The organism is Pedobacter sp. Leaf194 (assembly GCF_001423945.1).
Taxonomy (GTDB): Bacteria; Bacteroidota; Bacteroidia; order Sphingobacteriales; family Sphingobacteriaceae; genus Pedobacter.
Genome location: NZ_LMPU01000005.1, coordinates 24,142 through 45,617 on the forward strand (window position 1 = coordinate 24,142; position 21,476 = coordinate 45,617).

15 protein-coding genes are annotated in these 21,476 nt (G+C 38.5%); 6 read left to right on the forward strand and 9 right to left on the reverse strand.

The window, feature by feature from the left end; all coding sequences use genetic code 11:
• The first annotated feature begins 71 nt into the window (after nucleotides 1–71).
• Genes ASG14_RS07590 through ASG14_RS07605 form a run of 4 tightly spaced genes read left to right on the forward strand, consistent with a single transcriptional unit; the run spans nucleotide 72 to nucleotide 6,060 of the window.
• On the forward strand, nucleotides 72–2,006 hold the full coding sequence (locus ASG14_RS07590; protein WP_056870478.1) for a nucleoside-diphosphate sugar epimerase/dehydratase: 1,935 nt from the start codon (nucleotides 72–74) through the stop codon (nucleotides 2,004–2,006).
• A 10-nt stretch (nucleotides 2,007–2,016) separates the two neighbouring features.
• Nucleotides 2,017–2,664, forward strand: a complete 648-nt coding sequence (locus ASG14_RS07595) for a hypothetical protein (RefSeq protein ID WP_157274866.1) — start codon at nucleotides 2,017–2,019, stop codon at nucleotides 2,662–2,664.
• Nucleotides 2,661–4,349, forward strand: coding sequence for a capsule assembly Wzi family protein (locus tag ASG14_RS07600; RefSeq protein WP_056870480.1), 1,689 nt, complete (start codon nucleotides 2,661–2,663; stop codon nucleotides 4,347–4,349). Before ASG14_RS07595 ends, ASG14_RS07600 begins: the two co-directional genes overlap by 4 nt.
• Nucleotides 4,350–4,362: 13 nt before the next feature.
• Nucleotides 4,363–6,060, forward strand: a complete 1,698-nt coding sequence (locus ASG14_RS07605; RefSeq protein ID WP_162238718.1) for a capsule assembly Wzi family protein — start codon at nucleotides 4,363–4,365, stop codon at nucleotides 6,058–6,060.
• Nucleotides 6,061–6,309: 249 nt separating this feature from the next.
• Here ASG14_RS07605 and ASG14_RS07610 read toward each other — a convergent pair whose 3' ends face one another.
• The 9 genes from ASG14_RS07610 to ASG14_RS07650 all read right to left on the reverse strand — a co-directional run bounded on the left by ASG14_RS07610 (nucleotide 6,310) and on the right by ASG14_RS07650 (nucleotide 18,006).
• Nucleotides 6,310–7,389, reverse strand: a complete 1,080-nt coding sequence (locus tag ASG14_RS07610) for a Wzz/FepE/Etk N-terminal domain-containing protein (protein ID WP_056870482.1) — start codon at nucleotides 7,387–7,389, stop codon at nucleotides 6,310–6,312.
• A 4-nt stretch (nucleotides 7,390–7,393) separates the two neighbouring features.
• Complete coding sequence (locus ASG14_RS07615) at nucleotides 7,394–9,712, reverse strand: SLBB domain-containing protein (RefSeq protein ID WP_056870483.1); 2,319 nt, start codon at nucleotides 9,710–9,712, stop codon at nucleotides 7,394–7,396.
• A 257-nt stretch (nucleotides 9,713–9,969) separates the two neighbouring features.
• Nucleotides 9,970–11,076 carry a DUF1972 domain-containing protein gene (locus ASG14_RS07620; protein ID WP_235528539.1) on the reverse strand — a complete coding sequence of 369 codons (1,107 nt, stop codon included), beginning with the start codon at nucleotides 11,074–11,076 and terminating at the stop codon, nucleotides 9,970–9,972.
• An 8-nt stretch (nucleotides 11,077–11,084) separates the two neighbouring features.
• Nucleotides 11,085–12,314 (reverse strand): glycosyltransferase, encoded by a 1,230-nt coding sequence (locus ASG14_RS07625; RefSeq protein ID WP_162238719.1) that lies wholly within the window; start codon nucleotides 12,312–12,314, stop codon nucleotides 11,085–11,087.
• Nucleotides 12,311–13,246: a class I SAM-dependent methyltransferase gene (locus ASG14_RS07630; RefSeq protein WP_056870486.1), complete on the reverse strand. Its 936-nt coding sequence runs from the start codon at nucleotides 13,244–13,246 to the stop codon at nucleotides 12,311–12,313. The genes ASG14_RS07625 and ASG14_RS07630 overlap by 4 nt, the downstream gene beginning before the upstream one ends.
• 58 nt (nucleotides 13,247–13,304) lie before the next feature.
• On the reverse strand, nucleotides 13,305–14,411 hold the full coding sequence (locus ASG14_RS07635; RefSeq protein WP_056870487.1) for a glycosyltransferase family 1 protein: 1,107 nt from the start codon (nucleotides 14,409–14,411) through the stop codon (nucleotides 13,305–13,307).
• Nucleotides 14,404–15,810 carry an O-antigen ligase gene (locus ASG14_RS07640; protein WP_056870488.1) on the reverse strand — a complete coding sequence of 469 codons (1,407 nt, stop codon included), beginning with the start codon at nucleotides 15,808–15,810 and terminating at the stop codon, nucleotides 14,404–14,406. Before ASG14_RS07640 ends, ASG14_RS07635 begins: the two co-directional genes overlap by 8 nt.
• Nucleotides 15,807–16,727 (reverse strand): glycosyltransferase family 2 protein, encoded by a 921-nt coding sequence (locus ASG14_RS07645; protein ID WP_162238720.1) that lies wholly within the window; start codon nucleotides 16,725–16,727, stop codon nucleotides 15,807–15,809. The genes ASG14_RS07640 and ASG14_RS07645 overlap by 4 nt, the downstream gene beginning before the upstream one ends.
• A complete protein-coding gene (locus tag ASG14_RS07650) occupies nucleotides 16,720–18,006 on the reverse strand; it encodes an oligosaccharide flippase family protein (RefSeq protein ID WP_369817222.1) in 1,287 nt (428 codons plus the stop codon). The genes ASG14_RS07645 and ASG14_RS07650 overlap by 8 nt, the downstream gene beginning before the upstream one ends.
• A gap of 180 nt (nucleotides 18,007–18,186) precedes the next feature.
• Between ASG14_RS07650 and ASG14_RS07655 the strand changes: the two genes are divergently transcribed.
• Both ASG14_RS07655 and ASG14_RS07660 read left to right on the forward strand, forming a co-directional pair.
• Nucleotides 18,187–19,578 (forward strand): undecaprenyl-phosphate glucose phosphotransferase, encoded by a 1,392-nt coding sequence (locus ASG14_RS07655; protein WP_056870491.1) that lies wholly within the window; start codon nucleotides 18,187–18,189, stop codon nucleotides 19,576–19,578.
• 103 nt (nucleotides 19,579–19,681) lie between these two features.
• Nucleotides 19,682–21,289 (forward strand): hypothetical protein, encoded by a 1,608-nt coding sequence (locus ASG14_RS07660; RefSeq protein ID WP_056870493.1) that lies wholly within the window; start codon nucleotides 19,682–19,684, stop codon nucleotides 21,287–21,289.
• The last annotated feature ends 187 nt before the right edge of the window (nucleotides 21,290–21,476 follow it).

Here is a 21,476-nt window from a genome sequence, read left to right on the forward strand (position 1 = left end):
AGTTTCAAAATTTGGTAATCTATTTGATAAGAATATTATAACTATCTTTACATTAATAAAGACTATAAATCTTGTTTACTCAAATCAATATTGTTCCCCGCTGGATTATTTTTCTTCTGGATCTTTGCATCTGTACAGCGTCTATGGTGTTTGCTTACACCTTAAAACATAACTTTGATCTTACATCCGTTGATGTACCCGAACTGGCGAGAAATCTGTTGATATTTGGTGTGATTAATTGCGCTGTTTTCTTACACATCAAAACCTTTGCGGGTATCATCAGATACACAAGCGCACAGGATTCATTCAGAATTTTGATTGCTGTGGTAATCGGCAACGGAACGTTTTTCGTGTTGAACCTTATTGCCCTAACCTTTTTCAAAGTCGCAATTATTTCGAACATCATACTCATCACGACATGTTTATGTAGTTTCCTGTTTCTTATCGTTTACAGGGTTTTGATTAAGTATTTTTTTATGTACATCAAAAACCTTAAGCTTCATAAAGTGAAAGTTATCATTTATGGTGCAGGAGAAGCTGGATTGGCTGCTAAAAGAACTTTTGACCATGATGGGATGGTGAATAAAACCATCGTTGCCTTCGTTGATGATGATGAGCGGAAAGTTGGTAAAACCATAGATGGCGTAAAAATACTTGATGCAAAAAAATTAGGCAATCTCGTTGCGGAGCACGAACTGGATGAAATCATTTTTGCGTCTTACACCATACCGGAAGAGCGTAAAGATTCGGTAATTGATATGTGTTTGGAAAATGATATCAAAGTTTTAAACATTCCACCTTATGATGTTTGGGCAAATGGGCAACTGCAACCCGCTCAAATCCAAAAACTTAATATTGAAGATTTGCTTAACCGAAAACCCATTGATATTGATATAGATGGAATCGGGAAAATGCTGGATAGAAAACGCATTCTAATTACTGGCGCAGCTGGTTCCATCGGGAGCGAAATTGTAAGGCAGTTATCCAAATTCGATGTCGGTTTAATTATTTTATGCGATCAGGCCGAATCTGCTTTGCATGAGTTGTATCTTGAATTAGAGGAGAGTAATAAAAATAAAAATTTCCATGCTTTTATTGGCGATGTTCGGGATGAACAACGTATGGATGTTTTGTTTAATACCTATAAACCACACTATGTGTATCACGCTGCCGCCTATAAGCACGTGCCCCTGATGGAAGATAACCCTGCCGAAGCGATAAAAGCAAATGTGCTGGGTACCAAAACCATTGCAGATAAATCCGTTAAATATGGTGTGCAAAAGTTTGTGATGATTTCGACTGATAAGGCCGTTAACCCAACAAATGTGATGGGCGCTTCCAAACGCATTGCGGAAATTTACGTTCAGGCCTTAAATAATTCGCTCAGCGAGAATAATTTTATATTCAGCAATGGTTTAAGTTACATCAACGAACTTGAAGCAAAACCAATTACTAAGTTCATCACCACACGTTTTGGCAACGTTCTTGGCTCAAATGGTTCCGTGATCCCGCGTTTCAAACAACAAATAGAAAAGGGTGGCCCGGTTACGGTAACGCATCCGGAAATTACGCGTTATTTCATGACCATTCCCGAAGCTTGCAGACTAGTACTTGAAGCAGGTTGCATGGGTAAAGGCGGTGAGATTTTCGTGTTTGATATGGGTAAATCCGTAAAAATCGTGGAACTTGCTAAAAAAATGATTCGGTTAGCAGGGCTTGAACCGAATGTTGATGTTAAAATTGAGTATTCAGGGTTGCGCCCGGGGGAGAAACTCTACGAAGAATTACTGAATGATAATGAAAACACGATGCCTACACATCATCAGAAGATTATGATCGGAAAAGTTCGTCAATATGTCTTTGAAGATGTTGTAAATCAGATTACAGCGCTAATCCATTCTGCTAAAAATAATAACGACAGGCAGGTTGTTGTTAACATGAAAAAACTGGTTCCTGAATTTAAAAGCAAAAACTCTGTTTTTGAAGAGCTGGACCATATCTCTTAAACAAACACTCATGATGAGAAGATTTGTAATCACGGCATTCGCGTGTTTACTTTTTGGTTCCTGTGCCAAGGAGGTTAAAAATGAACAGGAGGTTTATTTTAATGACTTCGAAAGCAGTAATCTCAGCAAAATTGCTAACGGAACAGTAGAAAGCTATAATAACACTAAGGTTCTAGGACGTTATAATGCTTCAGGCTTCGATTTAGACTTAACTGACCTGCCACAACACAGATTGGTTGAAATATCTTTCGATTTGTACATCCATGACAGTTGGGACGGAAACAAAACCAGTAACGGAATTGACGGGCCCGACATATGGAAAATGATTGTTGACGGTAATTTGTATGTAAATACCACATTTTCAAATTCAGGCTGCGACGCTTTAGGTTGCCCACCTCAATCTTACCCTGCAGATTTTCCAAATTCGAACAATGACCCTAAGACTGGTGCGGCCAATCCAAACCTTCCAGGGGTGTGTAATCTCGCCGGCAAACTTGGCGGAACAACGATGTACCGCATAACTAAAGTTATTGAGCACAAAAATGCCAGCCTGATTTTGCAATGTAGAGATCAGCTTGTACAAACAAATACTAGCGACCCTAAATGCGATGAAAGCTGGTCGGTAGATAATATTCGTATTAAAACCATTAATTTATGAGAAAACTGATTACGCTGATAGGGGTAATGTCCTGCCTGGCTTGTATTACAGTTAATGCTCAAACTTTGCCTGTTGGTACAGTAGCACTCGAAGATTACTACCGCAGAATGCAGCTCTCAGGCAAGCTCGATTCTACTGTTTCATTCACGGTAAGGCCAATAATACCTGCTGTAGCTTTTGGGATAAAGGATTTTGCCTATCCGGATACGTCAGAAACAAGGTATAATATGCTCAATGCAGATTATCAGGGTGTTTCTAAAGACGGGAAGTTTAAGTGGCAGCTTCTGCCAATGGGTTTGCTTTTACAAAACAACTCACACCATCCTTATGGTTGGAATGATGGTGCAATGATTCCGGCGAAAGGGCTTCAGTCTTTAATTACCGCCGGTATTTACGCAGAATATGGCCTATTGTCAGTTCAATTTAAGCCGGAAATTGTAATGGCTGCAAACAGTAGTTTTGATACCTTTGATAAAAACCACTATGACATTATAACGGCCAGATATTACGACTTTTATAATAATATTGATTTACCAGCGAGGTTCGGTAATGCCGGAGTAACCAAAGCTTACTGGGGCCAAAGCAGCATTCGCATAAATTATAAGGCACTATCTTTTGGCCTATCAACAGAAAACCTATGGTGGGGACCAGGCATGCGAAATTCATTGTTAATGAGTAATACTGCACCTGGATTTAAACACCTGACCTTGAACACCCGCAAACCGATAACCAGCCCTATTGGTTCCTTTGAAGGGCAGATAATAGCCGGTCGGCTGGAAAATTCGGGCTACGGCGTTTTGGAGCCGGAGCGGACTTATCTCGGCCAGCCGTTGTACGTTGCAAAGCCGAACAACTGGCGTTATTTAGCCGGCCTTGTGTTTACCTGGCAACCAAAGTGGGTACCCGGACTATTTTTGGGACTCACAAGAAGTTCGCAAAACTATGGGAATGGTTTAAATACTTTTGGTGATTATTTCCCATTTTTTGGATCGAAAAGTCAGTCGGCCGCGGCTGAAGCCATCAACAAAAGAGATCAGCGAAATTCTTATTTTATGCGCTGGTTATGGCCACAGGAAAAGGCAGAAGTCTATTTTGAATATGGCAGGAATAATTACTCAGGCAATTTAAATGATCTGGCCCTGGAACCGAATGTGTCCAGAGCTTACATTTTTGGTGTGCGCAAACTATTCCCGTTTGGTTCTAAAAAAGATGAAAACTTATTAATAAGTGCTGAGGTTACGCAAATGCAGGAAACGGATATCTCAAAGGTGATGAATTTGGATAGTTGGTATACCAGCAAAAATATACGACAGGGCTATACCAATTTGGGTGAGGTCTTAGGTGCCGGAATCGGTCCTGGCGGAAATCATCAATCCGTTGAAGTAAGTTGGGTAAAAGGTTTAAAAAGGCTTGGTTTACAATTCGAGCGCCTTATACACAATAATGATTTTTATTACTATGCCTATGTGGATTCAAAAGATTACAGAAGACACTGGACGGATTTAAGCATTGCAGCTAGTGGCGAATGGAATTACAAAAACTTTATTTTTAATGCGAAGTTACAAGGTATTCAGTCGCTGAACTATCAATGGTACCTTATTCAGGCGCCAGACCAGCCTTATATGACACCGGGTAAGGATGTTTTTAATTTGCAAATTCAGGCAGGTCTTACTTACCGTTTTTAAAACAGGAATAATAATGCGAAAGATTTCGAAAATTTTAATAATTGTTATTGGCTTTATTTCCAATCAACTCTATGCGCAAACAATTCCTGTTGGAACTGCCGTTACTGAAGATTACTACCGCAGGTTGCAGTTGCTCGGCAAACTGGATTCGTCAATTTCGTTTAGCAACAGGCCACTGTCTGCAGAAGCGCTGAGACACGAAGATATTTTTAATCCTGAAACAGGTGATTCCTGGTTAAAATCCTCAGGCCCCGTACGATTTGCAAACGGAAAAGGCTTTTTTCAGATTTTGCCTTTCTCCTGGCAACAGCAAATAAATACCCATCATCCTTACGGCTGGAACGACGGTGCAATGATACCTGCCAAAGGATATCAAACGCTTATTTCTGGCGGTTTTTATGCAAAGTTTGGTCCCCTAAGCATTCAGCTTAAGCCTGAATTTGTTTATGCGCAAAATTCGGCTTTTCAGAGTTTTGGAAATGATAGAAGTGATTCAGAATTAAGTATTTATTACAGTGGTAATTATAATCTTTTGGATGCACCGGAGAGATTTGGTTCTTCTGCTTATAAAAAACTTTCGTGGGGGCAAAGCAGCGTCAGACTTACTGTTGGTCCTGCTTCATTAGGTTTATCTAATGAAAACTTATGGTGGGGGCCAGGTGTAAAAAATAGTTTGATGATGGGGAATAATGCAGCAGGGTTTAAACATGTAACACTGAATACTGTTAAGCCAGTAAAAACTTATATTGGCAGTTTCGAAGCACAAATTATCGGTGGAAGACTTGAAGCTTCAGGCTATTCACCCCTTGAAAAAACAAATCTTTCTAACGGTGTTGCTGCTTATCTTCCAACGAGAAATGACTGGAGGTATCTGGCCGGCGTAAACTTAAATTATCAGCCTAAGTGGGTACCTGGGCTATTTTTAGGTTTTACGAGAACATTTATGTCATATGGCCCAGATCTACAAGGACTGGATGACTACATTCCTTTCTTTATACCTTTCCAAAAAAATAAAATTGGGAATGGCGCTGGCGATGACGCCTCGGCAAGGGACCAGAGAACGTCGCTTTATGCAAGGTGGCTTTTTACAAAGGCGCATGCAGAGATTTATTTCGAATATGGATTAAATGATAATTCTTATAATTTTAGAGATTTTATTGGTTCTCCGGAACACTCTAGAGCCTATTTATTCGGCTTACGTAAAATGGTGCCCCTGCGTAATAAGACAGATGAATTTATTCTTTTTGGCGCTGAGCTAACACAAATGTCGCAAACCATTGATGGCTTACTTTTGAGGGACGCCGGAAGTTTCTATTATCATGGAGAAGTGAGGCAAGGTTACACCAATAATGGAGAGGTTTTGGGAGCCGGCTCTGGTACCGGTGGGAATTTGCAATCGTTTGAGGTTAGTTGGGTTAAAGGCTTGAAGAAAGTCGGATTTACATTTGACCGTTTGGAACACAATAGAGATTTTTATGATTATGCAGGGTTCGGCAATGCTAAAGGCGGCAGCAGGAGCTGGGTAGATTTTGCAATGGCTGCTGAAGGTAACTGGAACTATAAAAACCTTTTGTTCAATGCAAAATTACAGGGCATTAAATCATTAAATTATCAGTGGAGACAAAAGGATTTTACGGATACGCAGTATTATATCCCAAACAATACGGTATTTAATTTTCACGGAGAACTTGGGGTAGCTTTTAGGTTTTAATTGCTGGCTAAGGTTATTCAACTTTGTTCAGCATTAAAATTATACAGTCGTCGGCTGCGCATGGCTGATAGCGCAGGAAAGTTGCTATTAGTGGTTCTTCGACTCCGCTCAACACGGTTATACGATTGGCAGACCTAGAAATTTCAATCCCTTGCCAATCAGGTAAAAACAGCAAATAGTGTTTCGTTAATTGAGTAAATTTAGGCAAGAAATCTTTTGCTACTCTCAGCACTGTAAGACCTACGTAACTTAATCCTTTCGCCTGATGAGGAGAAACAAACAGTAGAAAGCCCCGAATAACAGGCCGCCGATTAAGATTCCGGTAGAATAACGCATTCTATTTTTCTTTAACGGCATTTCTGGTTCATCTACAATTTGGAAAGTAGGTGTTTCCTGCATCAGCATTGATCTGCTTACCTCAAGGTTTTTAATAATCTCCGAGTAAATGGTTTGCAATACACGTTTATCCCGTTCCTGCAGCTCGGCACCAACACCGATTGTTGCATAGGCTGGGTTCGCATCTAACATTATTGCATTTGCGCCCGCAGCGGCGTAGGTTTTTCTGTTTAACAGCCTGCCAATGCTATCAGCCCTTGTTTGCAGCCTGTCTACATTGATCCGCAACCTTTTAGTTTTGGTTTGTATGTAAAAAAGCGTTGCTTCTTCAATTAATCTCGTGCAAACTAAACTGGCAAGCTGCTCATTTTTCATGGTGGTCGTAAGCGCAAAAAAGCCAAGTTTTTTATCCGGTTTGCTTACGGATAACTCTTTTTCCGTTAGCTTAATGATAATGGATTGCAGTAAACTATCTTGAAGACGGGTATATTTCTTAGTGTCTGCCGGAAACATGACGGTTTCTTTCTTGGTATTGACTTTCAGGTCTTTCCAATCTTCCTTCAGCTTATAGGCATCTGCATATTTATCCGCTAAGGTGTAGGTTCCGTTGCTATCAAGCGGGGTTAAAATGGTTTGCTTCACCATTTTCTGGCTCGTTAATAATTGCAACACGTTATCCCCTGCTAATACACCGCTCGTTCCGCCGGTTAAACCGCCAATGTCGAAACCCATTTGGCCAGCCAGCGATGACAATAAACCGCCACCACTTGATTTTCCTTCTTCTACAACAAAGGTTAACTTAGCGGTATAGGTAACCGGCCAGAAATAAGCCAAAGCAATACCTGCCGCACCACCGATAAGGCCAATGATTAAAATCCGAATCTTGTGTTTCCACAAGTATTTTAAGTCCTTTTTACGTGCATTGATCATGCTAGCAAAAGAAAATTCCTCTTCAACCGTTGTGTATTTTACATTGTTTTCTACAGACTGCATAGTTTTATTTAAAGAGGATAGCAATCAAACTAACGATACCGGTAAGGGCCGATGCGATTGTGGTTATTTCTGCAAAACCTAATTTATTTTTACCCGATTTTTCCGGAACAACAATCTGGCTGCCCGCGGTAACTTTTGGATAATTTTTTATAAAAAGGAAGCTTTTTACAGGTGCATTGATTCCATTTGCATATTTAATGTAAGCGCCTTTTAAGCGGGCATTTTCAGTTATTCCACCAGCGGCATCAACATAATACTTAAAGTTTGAATTCGCATAACGTAATAACTGAGGATTATTTACTGATCCGGTAACCTCAACAAGCGGTACATTTTTCGGTATAAATAAGCTGTCGCCCGGCATCAAAACCGTTGCATCTTTCGATTGGCGCTTTCGTTTGCCTGTTAGGTCCATATCAACCCTTAAGCCATTGCGGTAAACCTGAGTGTTTTCCAAAGAGCCCATCGGGGTAATGCCGCCGGCCCGTTTAATGAATTCAATGCCGGTTTCGTCCCGTCTTTGTTGCGCATAATCACCAGGAAATAACACTTCGCCACGTACCTTAACATTACCGATAGCACGGTAATTAACCAAACGCGGAACATAAATATAATCCAAAGGTTCTAAGAGGAAACTCCCTGTTGAGGAGGTCAAAGCCGAATCGAGGTTTATGGTAATTACACTTACCAGTTTGTTCGAAAGTGTATCTGTTGTGTCTTTTATCAGCCTTGAAATTTCTATTCTATGATTTGCTGCGTCATTTTGAAATCCCTGAGCCATGCTAACCACATCGGCTACACTCATACCCCTGCGGTATTGGAACGTTCCCGGGGCCCTCACATAGCCGCCGATGCTGATTGATGTTTCATCTCTCAAATCTTTGGTCGACATAATAAACACTGAATCCTCCCGCATTAATGGGATATCCTGCTCCTTGCCTGACATGATGTTGCCAAGATTGAACGAAATCATTTCTTTCTCTAAATCCGGAGTTGTTCTTTTTATGTAACCGTTACCCAGAACTGCATCATCCCTTAAGCCATCAGCTTTCGCGATTATCGATTTAAGTGTAATGCCTTGACTCAGTTCAAAAGCACCTGGTCTGTAAACCGCTCCTTCTACTACAACCCGATTTGCGAAACGATCCAGAACTGCCCCAAAATATACGGAATCCGCATTTTTTAAAGTATATCTGTCGAACATGTCTGATGATATATCTTTAATGGTTCTTTCCTTTTCTCCAACCTGCGTTACCTTTGCCGTTCCTTTGTAAGCTAAATCGCTAAAGCCACCAGCATAAGCGATTAAATCACTTAAAGTTTCTGAAGGTTTCAGCTCGTAGGTTCCCGGTCTTTTAACCGAACCATCTATCGCTACGCGGGTGGTGTAAACAGGTATACGGATTACATCCTGATCTCTTAAGCTTACATTTTCTGATTGTGTGCCTTTTTGAAGAAAGTTATACAAATCGACAACCTGTATAACCCTGTTATTTCTTATCAGTTCGATTTTTCTAAGCGAACCACGATATGTTGGGCCACCACTTTGATATAATGCATTAAAAAGTGTCGATAATGAAGAAACTGTATAAGTTCCCGGGGTTGCAACATCACCAATAATTGTAACCCGAATGCTTCTAACCGTTCCTAGATTCACATTAAGCTTGGTTTGGCCGGATGATAATGCTGGATATGCCTTAATCATTTTAGATCTGATTTGAGAAGTTGCCTGTTCAATGCTTAAACCATTTACGTAAACTAAACCTGCATATGGTATTTTAACATAACCCTCGGGCGTAACTTTCGCGTTGGTAGTGGTTTCATTTAAACCGGTCAACATAATGGTAAGTTCATCGTCCGGGCCAATAACATAACTTTTCGGCGTTGCGATGCGAATGTTGGGTTCAAATTTTAAGTTCGGATTGCTAAAAAACTCATAACCATAAATTGGACTGGCCTTTTTTACCGGTTTCGGTTCCCAGGATTTTGTAGTGTCGCGGTTGGCTTGCGCTTGTGGTTTTGCCGCCTGCGCTGCAGGTGGAGCGTTTTTCGCAGTTTTACCACCAGATTGAACCTGGGCTAAACGCTCTTTATATTTATCAACCTCTGCCGGATCCATGCCTTTGGAAACCAATATTTTGATGGCGTCGGCTTCTGAAATACCGGAGGATTCGAATCTTTTAGATATTTCGAGGATTTGTGCATCCGAAAGTTGCTCTACTTTTACCTTACTCAGGTTATCTGTGGATATGGCTTGCGCTAACAGACGCTTTGATGGTAGAATGAAAGCGATAAGCAGGACACAAAAAATATATTTTAAGCGCATGAATTGTATTTTAATATTAAATAGTTGCAAATATAAACTAAAAAACTAAATGGAGGGTTGAGCTTATCGAAGTTGATAATTGTTTGGTCATTGTTTAATCCGGATTATACAATTTTCCTGCCATTTTTGATGCAAGCCATTGGTTTATATATAATCCTTTTTGACTTGACAGTATGCAAAAAAAAATTAAAATTATCTCAAAGGATGGAATTTTATCACCAGCTAAATTGATAGCGCTTGCATCATAGTTGGATGTATTACTTGCTTAATAAATTAAGTAATTCATTTTTGTATGCGGTTGTAATGCTGTCCCAATTGTATTTTTTGGTTAAACCCTTTGCAACCCTTTTCTTTAACGCAGCAACCGTATCTGTGTCCAACTCGAGTGTTTTCAGGGCAAGCACTATTGCATCTATATCCTCGTCAAAGAACAAGCCGAACTCACCATCGTTCAACATCTCTCTGTTAAACACTGTATCTAAAGCTAAAATAGCACAGTTGTTAGACATGGCCTTCAACATTGCAGGGTTTGTGCCGCCATATTTGTGGCCATGAATGTAAGCGAATGCATGTTGATATAGTGCCATCAATTCCTGTTGGTCGTTCACATAACCGGTAAAAATCAATCGATCGTTTTGTAATGCTTTTAATTTTGAAGCATATTTGTCCGTATAAGGCACATCTCCAACTACAACAAGTTTCTTTTGGGAGTCTGATTTTAAAAAACCGCTGATAATCAGATCAGCATTATTATCAGGAATCAATCTGCCTACAATTAAATAATAATCATCAGGCTTAAGGTTTAACCTTTCGATGGAATGCACTGTCGATGGACTAAAATTTGGCGCACCATAGGCAATTACTGTAGAATCTTTATCAAATTCTTTCAAATAAATTTGCCTCATGCCCTCGGCATCTGTTATAATCTTATCATAAAGTTTGGTCGCCATCTTTGCCGACCAATAGAAATATTTTGCTCCGAGGCCCTTCCATTTAGGCCGCAGCCATTCTACGCCATCAACATTAATCATGGTTTTCTTTCCTGCTAGTTTCGGAATCCAACCCATTGGGCCGGCAGCCAGGTTTACAACCAACAAAACATCAGCTTTACTAAAAGTTGCGTGTACTATCGAAAAAAACGAATGAATAATTTGGTTTAAAGATTTTTGAGGAAGTGTTGGGATGTAATGAAGGTAAATTCCGTTTACCTGTACTGGCTTGTTTTTAAACAAATTTCTTTGGCAATAAACATGTACCTCAACGTTTTGTTTAACCAGTCTTTCACTCAATTCTTTAACGAAGGTTTCGAAGCCGCCATAAACATATGGGTAACCCCTCGAACCAATAATTGCAATCCTCATCATTTTTTATCTTACAACGCTGGAATTATTTTCTTTAGACCTTCAAAGTGTTTCTGCGGATCGAACAAATCACCTGCATGTTTTTTAGCATTTGCGCCTAATTTATCAATTAATGTTTCATCATTGTACAAAACTTCTATTTTTTTAGATAGCTCGTCTTCATTACCGGCGCTAAAAAGCAAACCTGTTTCACTGTCGACCACCGTTTCTGGAATAGCACCAAGGTTAGATCCGATAACAGGTTTACCCAAAAGCATTGCTTCAACAATGGTAAAGCCTAAAACTTCATACCATTCTGAAGGGCAGATTAAAAAGGCAGATCTTTGAATGAAATCTAAAACTTCAGATTTGTTTCTTTTGCCTAAAAATGCAACATTAGTAAGCTTATTTTGATTGGCAAACTGTTTTAATTCGTGCTCCTGTGTTCCATCACCGATGATTTTTAGAGCAATATCAGGAAGCGTCTGCATTGCTTTAAGTAATGTGTGTACACCCTTAATTTTTTCCAGTCGCCCTACAAACAATATAAACTTCTCTTCCGAAGCTGCAGACTGCAATTTTGGTAGTTTTCCGGTATTGTAGGGATGATAAAGCTGATAAAGTTTTTCATTAAAAAAATTGAATTCCTTATATTTCTGATAGGAAAAAAAAGAGGGACAAATAAAATAATCAACATCTTTATAATATCCCCTAATGTGGTGAATATAGTTCTCTGTGGCAGCCACGATGCTTGGCAAAAGGCTGTTTTTTTTGCATTTCTTTAACACCGCGTTGTAAAATCTGCCACCCTTACAAGATTCGCAGATTGAATCATTACTAATAAAGGTGCTTTGCGGGCAAATTGCAGTGTAATCATGCAAAGTCCAGATAATAGGAATTTTCTTTTGCCTAAGAATTTTTATAATACTTGGTGTAATGTAATGGTGAATTAGATTTAGATGCGCCAGCTGAATATCGACATCGTTTAGCAATTCCTCCAAATGCTCTATTGCCTCGTTCGAATAAATACTTTTCGATAAAACCTTTAGTCCATCGCTAAAATTCTTTTTACGATTAAGTGCCTGGTAGTCAATTTTCGTAACAAAATACTTTTGGTAGGCTGAAGGAAGGTTCCGTTCATCATCCATTGAAAAAGGGATAACATTATGCCCGTTGTCTTCATAAAGTTTCTTCACGTTTTCAATATATGTCCAATCTCCTCCGCTCGGAAACCAGGTCCAGTTTGCAACTAAAATATTCATGGTTGCACCGTCTTTACAGCGTAACATCTAACAACACCACCTTGATTACAAAGCGAGGCTAAAGATTCTAAAATGGTTGCTAAGGGAAGTACAACAAGCAAGCCCGTGAGCAAGCCCAAGCTTTTTTTGTTTTTTAAATCTGCTATGAGAAAGCCTTTATAACCAAACCAGCTAAAAATCGTTTGCACCATTCCAACAATACCCAAATGTAGAGAGAAGTAGGATTCACGCTGAACAACACAGCCGCTATCTGCTATAACTTTTTTCAAAATGGCTGGGGTAAAATGACTGATGTGGCGTGGTACATCAAGGTGAAGCCATCTGTTACCTGCCCATTTTGATTGCCAGCTATTAAAATTCGGAACTTCAATCACCAGTGTCCCATTAAGTTTAAGATTGGCCGTTATCAGGTTATTAAGTAAGTTTTCTGAAAGATGGATATGTTCAAGAACGTGGAACATCGTTAGCACATCAAATTTTTCACCGAACACCATCCCTTGCTTATAATAATCGGAATTGATTTCCAGACCAAAGTGATCTTTTGCATAACGAGCACGAGGAACGGAACTCTCTACACCTTTTACAGCGTATCCTTTTTCTCTAGCGAACTTGAGGAAAAGGCCTTTTCCGGAACCAAAATCAAGCAGCGTATTTGATGATGGATTAAGCTTTTTAATTTTATTAAGTACAAGGTTGTATTCAAGTTTTTGAATTTTAAAGAAAATACTTTCTTTAGTATCCTTAACTGTATAATCCTTTTCGTCGTAATAAGCCGAAATATCTATATCATGGGTAAAATAAGTGTAAACGTGATTGCAGTTTTGACATTTCCTGATTTGATAGGTTTCGTTGGAATCTGTGACAACTTTAAAAACAATTGAATCTGACTTTGTTTCCTTATTTATACAGACAGGGCAGGTAATGTTAATCATATTGCAAAAATGAACCTCTTTTAGAGATACATCGAGGGGCAAAGTTAATAAAATAATGCTAGCGGATTTTATCAAATTCCCTTAACAAGGATTGCGCCGTTTTCTCCCACGAGAATTGTCTTAATCGTTCTTTACCCTTTTTGATTAACTCTTGTCGCAATAATTCATCTTCCAGAACCATCTTTAGCTTAGCGGCAATATCTTGTATATCGTGCGGATTGAAAGTTAAAACTGCGTCGCCACCAATTTCAGGTAAACTCGTATTATTTGATACCAGTACAGGTAAATTATACTTGAAAGCTTCCAGCACAGGAATTCCAAAACCTTCGTTAAGTGAAGGGAATGCATAAACTGATGCATTGCGATATAGTGATGCTAAATCTTCATCAGCAAGGTAGCCTGTGAAAATGATGTCCTTTTCTAGCCCTGAATTGCTTACCGCCAACCGGATCTCATCGTGATCGTAACTAAATTTCTTCGTTTCAATTTTTCCTGCCAAAACCAACTTTACGTCTTCAAAGCCTTTATCTTTTAATATTTTGAAGGCGTTTATTAGCGATGGAATATTTTTCCTTTTATTTAACACACCTACATGTAGAATATACCTGCCCTCAATCAAGCGTTTATGTTCTTGATGCTGGTTTTTGAAAGACTTGGGCCCTTCGTAGATTACAGGCATTTTTGTTAGCGGGATATTTGAAAAGCGATGAATTTGCTGCCTTGCATAAATGCTAGGTGTTACAACTATTGGCGAACGCCTTGCAGCGGGCAATGCCGTCCACAAGGTGATTTTTAGCCATATCTTATTGAAGTGTTCCGGATTCTCGAAAAAGAAAGCATCATGAAAAACTGGAACCGTTTTATAACCGAGGTGAATATAGGGTGCTACGTTATCCGTACAGAAAACAATATCGACGCCTTTAAAGAACGCCTTAAGCGGAAGGCTGATTTGCTTCCAAAACTGATACCTGAAATGGCCAATAAGATTAAGCATCTTATTTTTTCCAACGTAAACAGGTAAAAAATTATCTAGAAAAAAAAATTGATAATTTGGGTCGGTATTCGCTTTATAAACTTTGCATAGTTCTTCCAAATAGGTTTTTGTGCCTGTTTTGGCAACTTTTAAATCGCGGATATCAATACCTATTTTTAGTGGTTTATGCATTTGGCGTTAATTCTATTTCCGGTTCTACTTTAACCTTAACTTTTGTTGAAATAACACTTACGAATAATCCGGATAGGAACCAAGTTAAATAGGAAATGTACGATGATGATTCGATCTCCGATGTCAATGCCGGAACTATGAAACCTACCTTGATCATTAATATCGCTAAGCAAATCTTTTTTTCTTTTCCTTCCAGGTTATAAAACCATTTGAGACTTTCTTTAATGAAACATATGTAAATTATCAGATATAACAGCAAGGCAATTACTCCGGCTTGAACCCCGATAATGATGAACTGGTTTTCTCCTCCGATGTTTTCTCCCAATGTTCCGCCAATACGGCCTGAAGAACCTAAACCTAAACCAAGTGGGTTTGCTACTATTGCCAGGGCACCCTGAATCCATTCTACCAAATGGCCAACACTGGATGGATTGCTGAAATTTAAGGTATTAATTATAACCATTTGGATACCATCGTTTTGATCTTGCTCCTTAGTTAGCAGGTACACCACATAAATAACCACAATTGCTGCGCCTGCATGGATTGTGTTTGTAATGTATTTTCGTTTGGTAAATAATGAGTAGGCGTAAACTAAAATAAAGTAACTAATAAAGGCCGACCTGGAAAATGCAAAGATAATGCAGGTTAAGGTTGAGAGCAAGGCAATATAACCGAAGGAATCTATTTTAAGTTTGTATTGATTTGTTGTATATAAAGCTGCCAAAACAGATATTGCGATAATTGTTGAAGATGCAAACTCCAAAGGATTGGCAAAGAAACTCGCGAATCTTTTGTAGCCACCTTCAGATTCAAAAGTCCAGGTTAAACCATAATTACCGCTTGGCTCGAAATTAAATAGATAAAAGTTATAATCGGCATACCCGGTATTCGTTTGCAGGTGTTGGTTTGAAACAACTTCTGTTAACATCACAACGGTAGCAGCTATTGCAAGAAGCAGGATGTAATGAAAATATTTACTTACGTAAATCTCTTGCGGTTTAAAGAGGCGGCCACAAGCATAAACAATAACAAAAAAAGAAAGCGTTCTAAAGGCCATTAAGCGATCCACTAATCCCTGTTCCCCGATAGGTAGTATTGCATAAATTAAAGTGTAGGCAAAGAACGCGAGTATCAGGTAATCTAAATAATGAAGCTTTATTTTTGTTCTGAGATTCCAGATGCTTATCCCGAGAATGAGGATAACAAAAATCTCTTTAAACGATTGTAGATAAACAATTAAACCCTTAAAGCCGAGCATAAAAGTTACCGAAAGTGTGGTTGTATAAATAGAAAGGCCAAAAATTAAAAACAGAACAAAGCCCTCTTTTTTGCCTTTTATTATATCCAGCAGCGCAAGGGCAAATGCAGACAGATAAACCAATGGAAAAATAATCATCATAGCCAAATGCTGCTTTTTGGAGTAAATAATCCTTCCCGAATAGCCTGAACCAGATAAGCGGCTTTTTTCCTTCTATTTCTCAACATAAAATAGCACAATACCATGCTATAGTAAATTGAATTATTGATAAACATCATTACGAAAAAAAACGGATTTGCATACTTACGCAAAAACCAGATTTTGTTTCTATTCACATAATAATGAATTATCGGACTTAGAGTCCCTTCGGTATTTTTGCTTCTTTGTTTGCCTGACACGCCTGCTTCATGATAAACTTTGGTTGTTGGCAGGTAGTGTAATTCTCCACATTGTTCTCTTAGCCGAAACGATAATTCAACATCTTCGTAATAAAGGAAAAATTTTTCGTTTAATAAGCCAATTTCTTTTAACGCACTGTTTCTTATCAGAAAACAGCAACCAGTAAGCCAATCTACTTTTTCAGGCGTTTTTAGTGCTTGCCGGCTTTTACTGTTTTTAGAATAGGTAAATCCAAAGTATGGATTAAAAAATGAGCCCCCGTTCCATAATTGCTCTTTATTATTGAGGTAGTATATGGCAGGTTGTACAGCTACCGCATTTGCGTTGGCATTTAAGTGCGCAGTTAGCGGCGTTAAAAAATCTTCGTCAACCTCAGTATCGTTATTTAACAATAAAGAAAATGTGTAGTTATGCTCGATACTAAATTTCAGTGCTGTATTATTACCTCCAGCAAATCCAAGGTTTGCTTTGTTGTCTATGTAAATGTGTTGCGGAAATTTAGATTTTAAGATCGAAAGAGAATCATCTGTTGAACCATTGTCTGCGATGATTAAATCGTAATCTTCCGAATTACAATTTTTAATTATCGATTCGATACAATTTGCGGTATGCGTTGGTGTATTCCAGTTCAGCAATATAATGGCAACCTGTTTAGACATGCTTTTCTGATGATTTTTTGATAACATATTCATACATCAACAGTGCGCTACCTTCCACAATAACGGCATAAAAGCCAAACCATTGCTGCAATTGCTGATTGACCAATAGCCACGCAGCAAGCGAAGATATTACCAATAAAATCAGCGCAATCCGGAAAATGGAAAGAGTATCGTTTTTAAGTAACAAATCAAGCACGTTTAAAACGTTTAACGCAGCAATTGTGGGCACAAAAGCCATTATCCTTAAGAAATCAATAGCAGTTTGATTTTGTTCGCCAGATAATAATTGAATCACAAAACCAGGCAAAATAAATAAGCCCAGCGATAAAAGAAAGAATGCAGCGGCTATGATTTTCTTCATCTTATTTTTATACGCAATCCATGTTTGTGGGCCGTCTTTAAACAATTGTGCCGCATTTGGATATATCGCGTTAGACACCGAAATAATTAGGATGCGAGAGGAACCAACCACCTTGTCGCAAAGTGAATATGCGCCTAGCCAGGTCGGGTTGCCCCACTTTGCTAAAGCAAAAATCATTAGCGATTGCTGCAAATGAACAGAGATGTTATTGATGGTTAGGAAAAAGTTGTCTTTTGTTATTTTAGACAGTTCAGTTTTTTGTGGCCGTGTAAAAGAGAGTTTATATTTTTTAAATACATACACGAGCAATGTGCCAAATGTTGCAACGCTGGCCATGCCCATAATAAAGTTAACCCATTCAGAATCTTGTGGTCCTTTAATAAATAAAATGATTAGCGCTATGATAAGCACTTTCGATATGAGGTTGGCAATATTATAGAGCTTAAGCTTTTCAATTCCGAGGTAAAAAAATAATGGGTTTAAAACCTCGGCTAAAACGAGTGGAATAGATAAAACGATGTAAGTATAGTATCGGATATTAGCCCAGAATAAGATAAAAACAAAAATAGAATAGGCAAAAAAAATGAGAATCCTAATCCAGAGGGTGTTGTTTAATACAATATTTAAAGCTTTTGGGTTATTACTGTTTGTAGCTACATCCCTTATACCAGATTGATTTGTTCCGTAATTTATAATGATACCGGAAAGACCTGAAAAAGTGTTTGCAAGCATAACCATACCCAAATCGTTGATGCCAATTATCCGCGTTATGATTGGATACATGAGCAGGAGTAGCAGCATATTAGAAATCTGAATACTACTCAGATTTAAAAAATTGGATACTATTTTAGTCTCTCTTAAATTACTTACAAAACTTGTTAAAATTTGTTTCAAAACTATCAGGCAGCTGTTTGGCAAATTTATAATAAATAAAATACAATCAGGCCATTTAATCGTTTTTAGGAAAGGGAATGAATTGGCTTGTTTTTTGTTCTAGCATTCGCGGCCGACTTATACACGCGAAGGTTTTATTTTTAACAAGCAAATTATCCGTATTCTAAGCAAGCTGGCTATATTTGGCAAAATTTTACCCAATTAATGATTGAAAGTAACAGTACTTATTTTAAGACAATAAGTATTTTAATAGATCTTCTTCTAGTAAACCTTTCTGGTTACCTCGGCTATATAATCGCTTATGGTACATTTGGGATGTCTGACGGGCGTGGAATAAATTTCATACACATCCTGCTTATCAATTTTGTTTGGTTTAACGTTACCCAGATTACAAAGCTATATCAGGATATGTTTGTGAAGGATGCAATTCCCACAATCAGGCAATCGCTTTGGAGCTTAATGTTCTTTGGCATAATCATATTTTTACTGGTGGTTTACCTTAAAGATTTTAGCGTATCCTATCGTTTATTAATTTACACCGGCATTCTCTTCGCTCCATTATTTTTAACAGGAAAAGTCGTTTTCTTATTGCTACGTCGTTCCAGCAGAGCGAAACTCATCAATTATAAGAAAGTAGTTATAGTTGGCGCCGGCCCGTTGGGATTGGATTTGAAAAATCATCTGGAGAAAAACACCCATTTAGGCTATAAGGTAATTGGTTTTTTTGATGATGACCCTGTTAAATTAACCCAAAACCATGTACTTGGCAGAGTAGACGAGTGTATTGATTACGTTAAAAACACAACAATTTACGAAATTTATTGCGCATTACCAGATAGAGCATTATCTAAAATTGATGTGCTCATGCGCCAGGCCGACAAGTCGATGATTCGTTTTAAACTTGTGCCAGATGTAAAAGATTATTTCAAAAAGAATGTAATGGTACAGTTATATGGCCATTTGCCTGTTTTAAGCCCAAGAACAGAACCATTGGAAATCTTCAGCAATCAGGTTATGAAAAGGATTTTCGATGTCTTATTCTCGGCGGTCATCATTGTTTTTATCATGAGCTGGTTACTGCCAATAGTGGCAATTCTGATAAAAATTGATTCCAAGGGTCCTGTATTTTTTAAACAACTCCGTTCCGGAAAAGATAACAGGTCTTTTTATTGCCTGAAATTTAGGAGCATGTATGTAAATCGCGAAGCTGATACAAAACAAGCCAGCCCGAAGGATGAACGCGTAACCAAATTTGGTGCCTTTATGCGAAGGAAGAGCATTGATGAAATGCCACAATTTTTTAATGTGCTGCTGGGAGAAATGTCTGTTGTTGGTCCGCGGCCGCACATGTTACAGCATACCGCCGAATACTCTGCCCTGATAGATCAGTTTATGGTCAGGCATTTTCTTTTACCTGGAATAACGGGCTGGGCTCAGGTAAATGGTTTCAGAGGTGAAACCAAGGAAGATGGTTCTATGGAAGAGCGTGTCAAGGCTGACATCTGGTATCTGGAAAACTGGTCGTTGTTGCTGGATTTAAAAATAACCTTTTTAACGATTTGGCAGGTTTTGGCCGGACATACAAAGGCTCATTAACATCAAAAACAGACAACTATTTATAAGAATCTATAATAAAATCAATCAACCGGAATAATTTTCCGTCCTTTGCTCAATTATTTCAAATGTGAAAAATATGGTTATGAAGAAAATTTTACCCTTTATATTATTTATGCTCACGATGGGTGAGTTAAGCGCTCAATCACAATATCAACGTTATTCATACCAGTTTTATCAGAAACTTAACAGAGAAGTTTACAGTCCCGACACTCGTTTCCATACGAGTTTGAAACCATTTTTTATAGATGATAGCCTGTTGGTTGATCATGGTAAACTGCTTTTAAGTGTTGGCGTAGATTCTTTAAGACATTCATGGGTTAGCAGAAAGTTATTTAATGAGCATTTGATAGATATTCAAAAGCCAGACTATACTTTTTACGCTGATTTCCTGCCAGACTTTCAAATCGGCAAAGACTTTTCAGGCAAACAAAATGTATGGTTAAATACCAGAGGTTACCAGGTTGGCGGTACCGTTGGCAAAAAGTTTTCATTTTATACCAGCGGCTTCGAAAATCAAGGCCAGTTTGCAAAGTATTATACAGACTATGCCAGGAGCAAAAATGTAGTTCCAGGTCAGGCATATAACAGAGATTATGGTTCAAACGCGGGCAAAACATCTTTAGACTGGTCGTACGTAACAGCCCTGATTTCGTATACGCCAATAAAATATTTAAATATAACCGCAGGGTACGACAAAAATTTTATTGGTGATGGATACCGTTCAATGCTTTTATCAGACGTGGCATCACCTTATCCTTTTTTGAAATTAACAGGTAAATTAGGCAACGTACAGTATATGGCTTTATGGGCAGCAATGCAGGATCCAAATGCACCCAAATTATCGTACGAATCTGGAAACAGGAAGAAGGGCGGCGTTTTCCATTATCTCGACTGGAATGTAAATAACAGATTATCTATAGGCTTTTTCGATTCTATTATCTGGGGGCAGACAGATGATTTAGGTAATAACAGAGGCTTCGATTGGGGTTATGCGAATCCAATAATTTTTCTTCGTCCGGTTGAAGCCTCCAGTGGCTCGCCAGACAATTCTTTAATAGGACTTACAGCCAAATACAAAGTTGATAAGCAACTTGCGGTATACGGGCAGTTTTCGCTGGATGAATTTGAAGCCAAGAACTTCTTTTCAAATAACGGCAGTTCCCGAAATAAATATGGCTGGCAGCTTGGTATCAGAGGCGCAGATGTTTTTAAAGTAGAAAACTTAAATTATTTACTAGAATATAATACTGCCAAGCCATACACTTACACCGGCAGAACAAGCATTGTTAATTATGCCGCTTACAGCGAACCATTAGCCCATCCTTTTGGTGCGAATTTTAGAGAACTGGTAGGCATTGCAAATTATTCTTACAAGCGGTTTGATTTTACGGGCCAACTCATGTATGCTAAATATGGTTTAGATTTAAATGGGCAGGATTATGGCAAAAACATATTCATTAATTATTTAGAGCCAGCAAATCAATTCGGAAATTATACAACACAAGGTTTGCGTACCGATCTGTATTACGCTGAGGGTAGAGTAGCTTACATTATCAATCCTAAATATAACCTCCGTTTGGAACTGGGTGGCATATTCCGCAGGGAACGCAATGCAGTTGGTGCCACGAATGCCGGAATCATCACTTTTGGATTGCGTAGTTCGTTCAGGAATTTGTATACTGATTTCTAGTTGCTGGAAGCACATAAATAAAAAAGGCCTCATCTGAATAATGCAATGCCCCCAAAAAGTTAGACACTTTATGGGGGCATTTTTATGAGCAGAAAAGTTAAGCATAGTTTAGAATTTAAATTAGCTATTGTCAATCAAGTATTAAAAAGAGATAGGTCTGTGGTCGAGATCTCAAGAGAAAATGCTT

Excerpts from the sequence above, each read along its gene's own strand:
- ASG14_RS07595 (WP_157274866.1), top strand. The coding sequence starts at position 2,017 with ATGATGAGAAGATTTGTAATCACGGCATTCGCGTGTTTACTTTTTGGT.
- ASG14_RS07600 (WP_056870480.1), top strand. The coding sequence starts at position 2,661 with ATGAGAAAACTGATTACGCTGATAGGGGTAATGTCCTGCCTGGCTTGT.
- ASG14_RS07605 (WP_162238718.1), top strand. The coding sequence starts at position 4,363 with ATGCGAAAGATTTCGAAAATTTTAATAATTGTTATTGGCTTTATTTCC.
- ASG14_RS07610 (WP_056870482.1), bottom strand. The coding sequence starts at position 7,389 with ATGCAGTCTGTAGAAAACAATGTAAAATACACAACGGTTGAAGAGGAA.
- ASG14_RS07615 (WP_056870483.1), bottom strand. The coding sequence starts at position 9,712 with ATGCGCTTAAAATATATTTTTTGTGTCCTGCTTATCGCTTTCATTCTA.
- ASG14_RS07620 (WP_235528539.1), bottom strand. The coding sequence starts at position 11,076 with ATGATGAGGATTGCAATTATTGGTTCGAGGGGTTACCCATATGTTTAT.
- ASG14_RS07625 (WP_162238719.1), bottom strand. The coding sequence starts at position 12,314 with ATGAATATTTTAGTTGCAAACTGGACCTGGTTTCCGAGCGGAGGAGAT.
- ASG14_RS07630 (WP_056870486.1), bottom strand. The coding sequence starts at position 13,246 with ATGATTAACATTACCTGCCCTGTCTGTATAAATAAGGAAACAAAGTCA.
- ASG14_RS07635 (WP_056870487.1), bottom strand. The coding sequence starts at position 14,411 with ATGCATAAACCACTAAAAATAGGTATTGATATCCGCGATTTAAAAGTT.
- ASG14_RS07640 (WP_056870488.1), bottom strand. The coding sequence starts at position 15,810 with ATGATGATTATTTTTCCATTGGTTTATCTGTCTGCATTTGCCCTTGCG.
- ASG14_RS07645 (WP_162238720.1), bottom strand. The coding sequence starts at position 16,727 with ATGTCTAAACAGGTTGCCATTATATTGCTGAACTGGAATACACCAACG.
- ASG14_RS07655 (WP_056870491.1), top strand. The coding sequence starts at position 18,187 with ATGATTGAAAGTAACAGTACTTATTTTAAGACAATAAGTATTTTAATA.
- ASG14_RS07660 (WP_056870493.1), top strand. The coding sequence starts at position 19,682 with ATGAAGAAAATTTTACCCTTTATATTATTTATGCTCACGATGGGTGAG.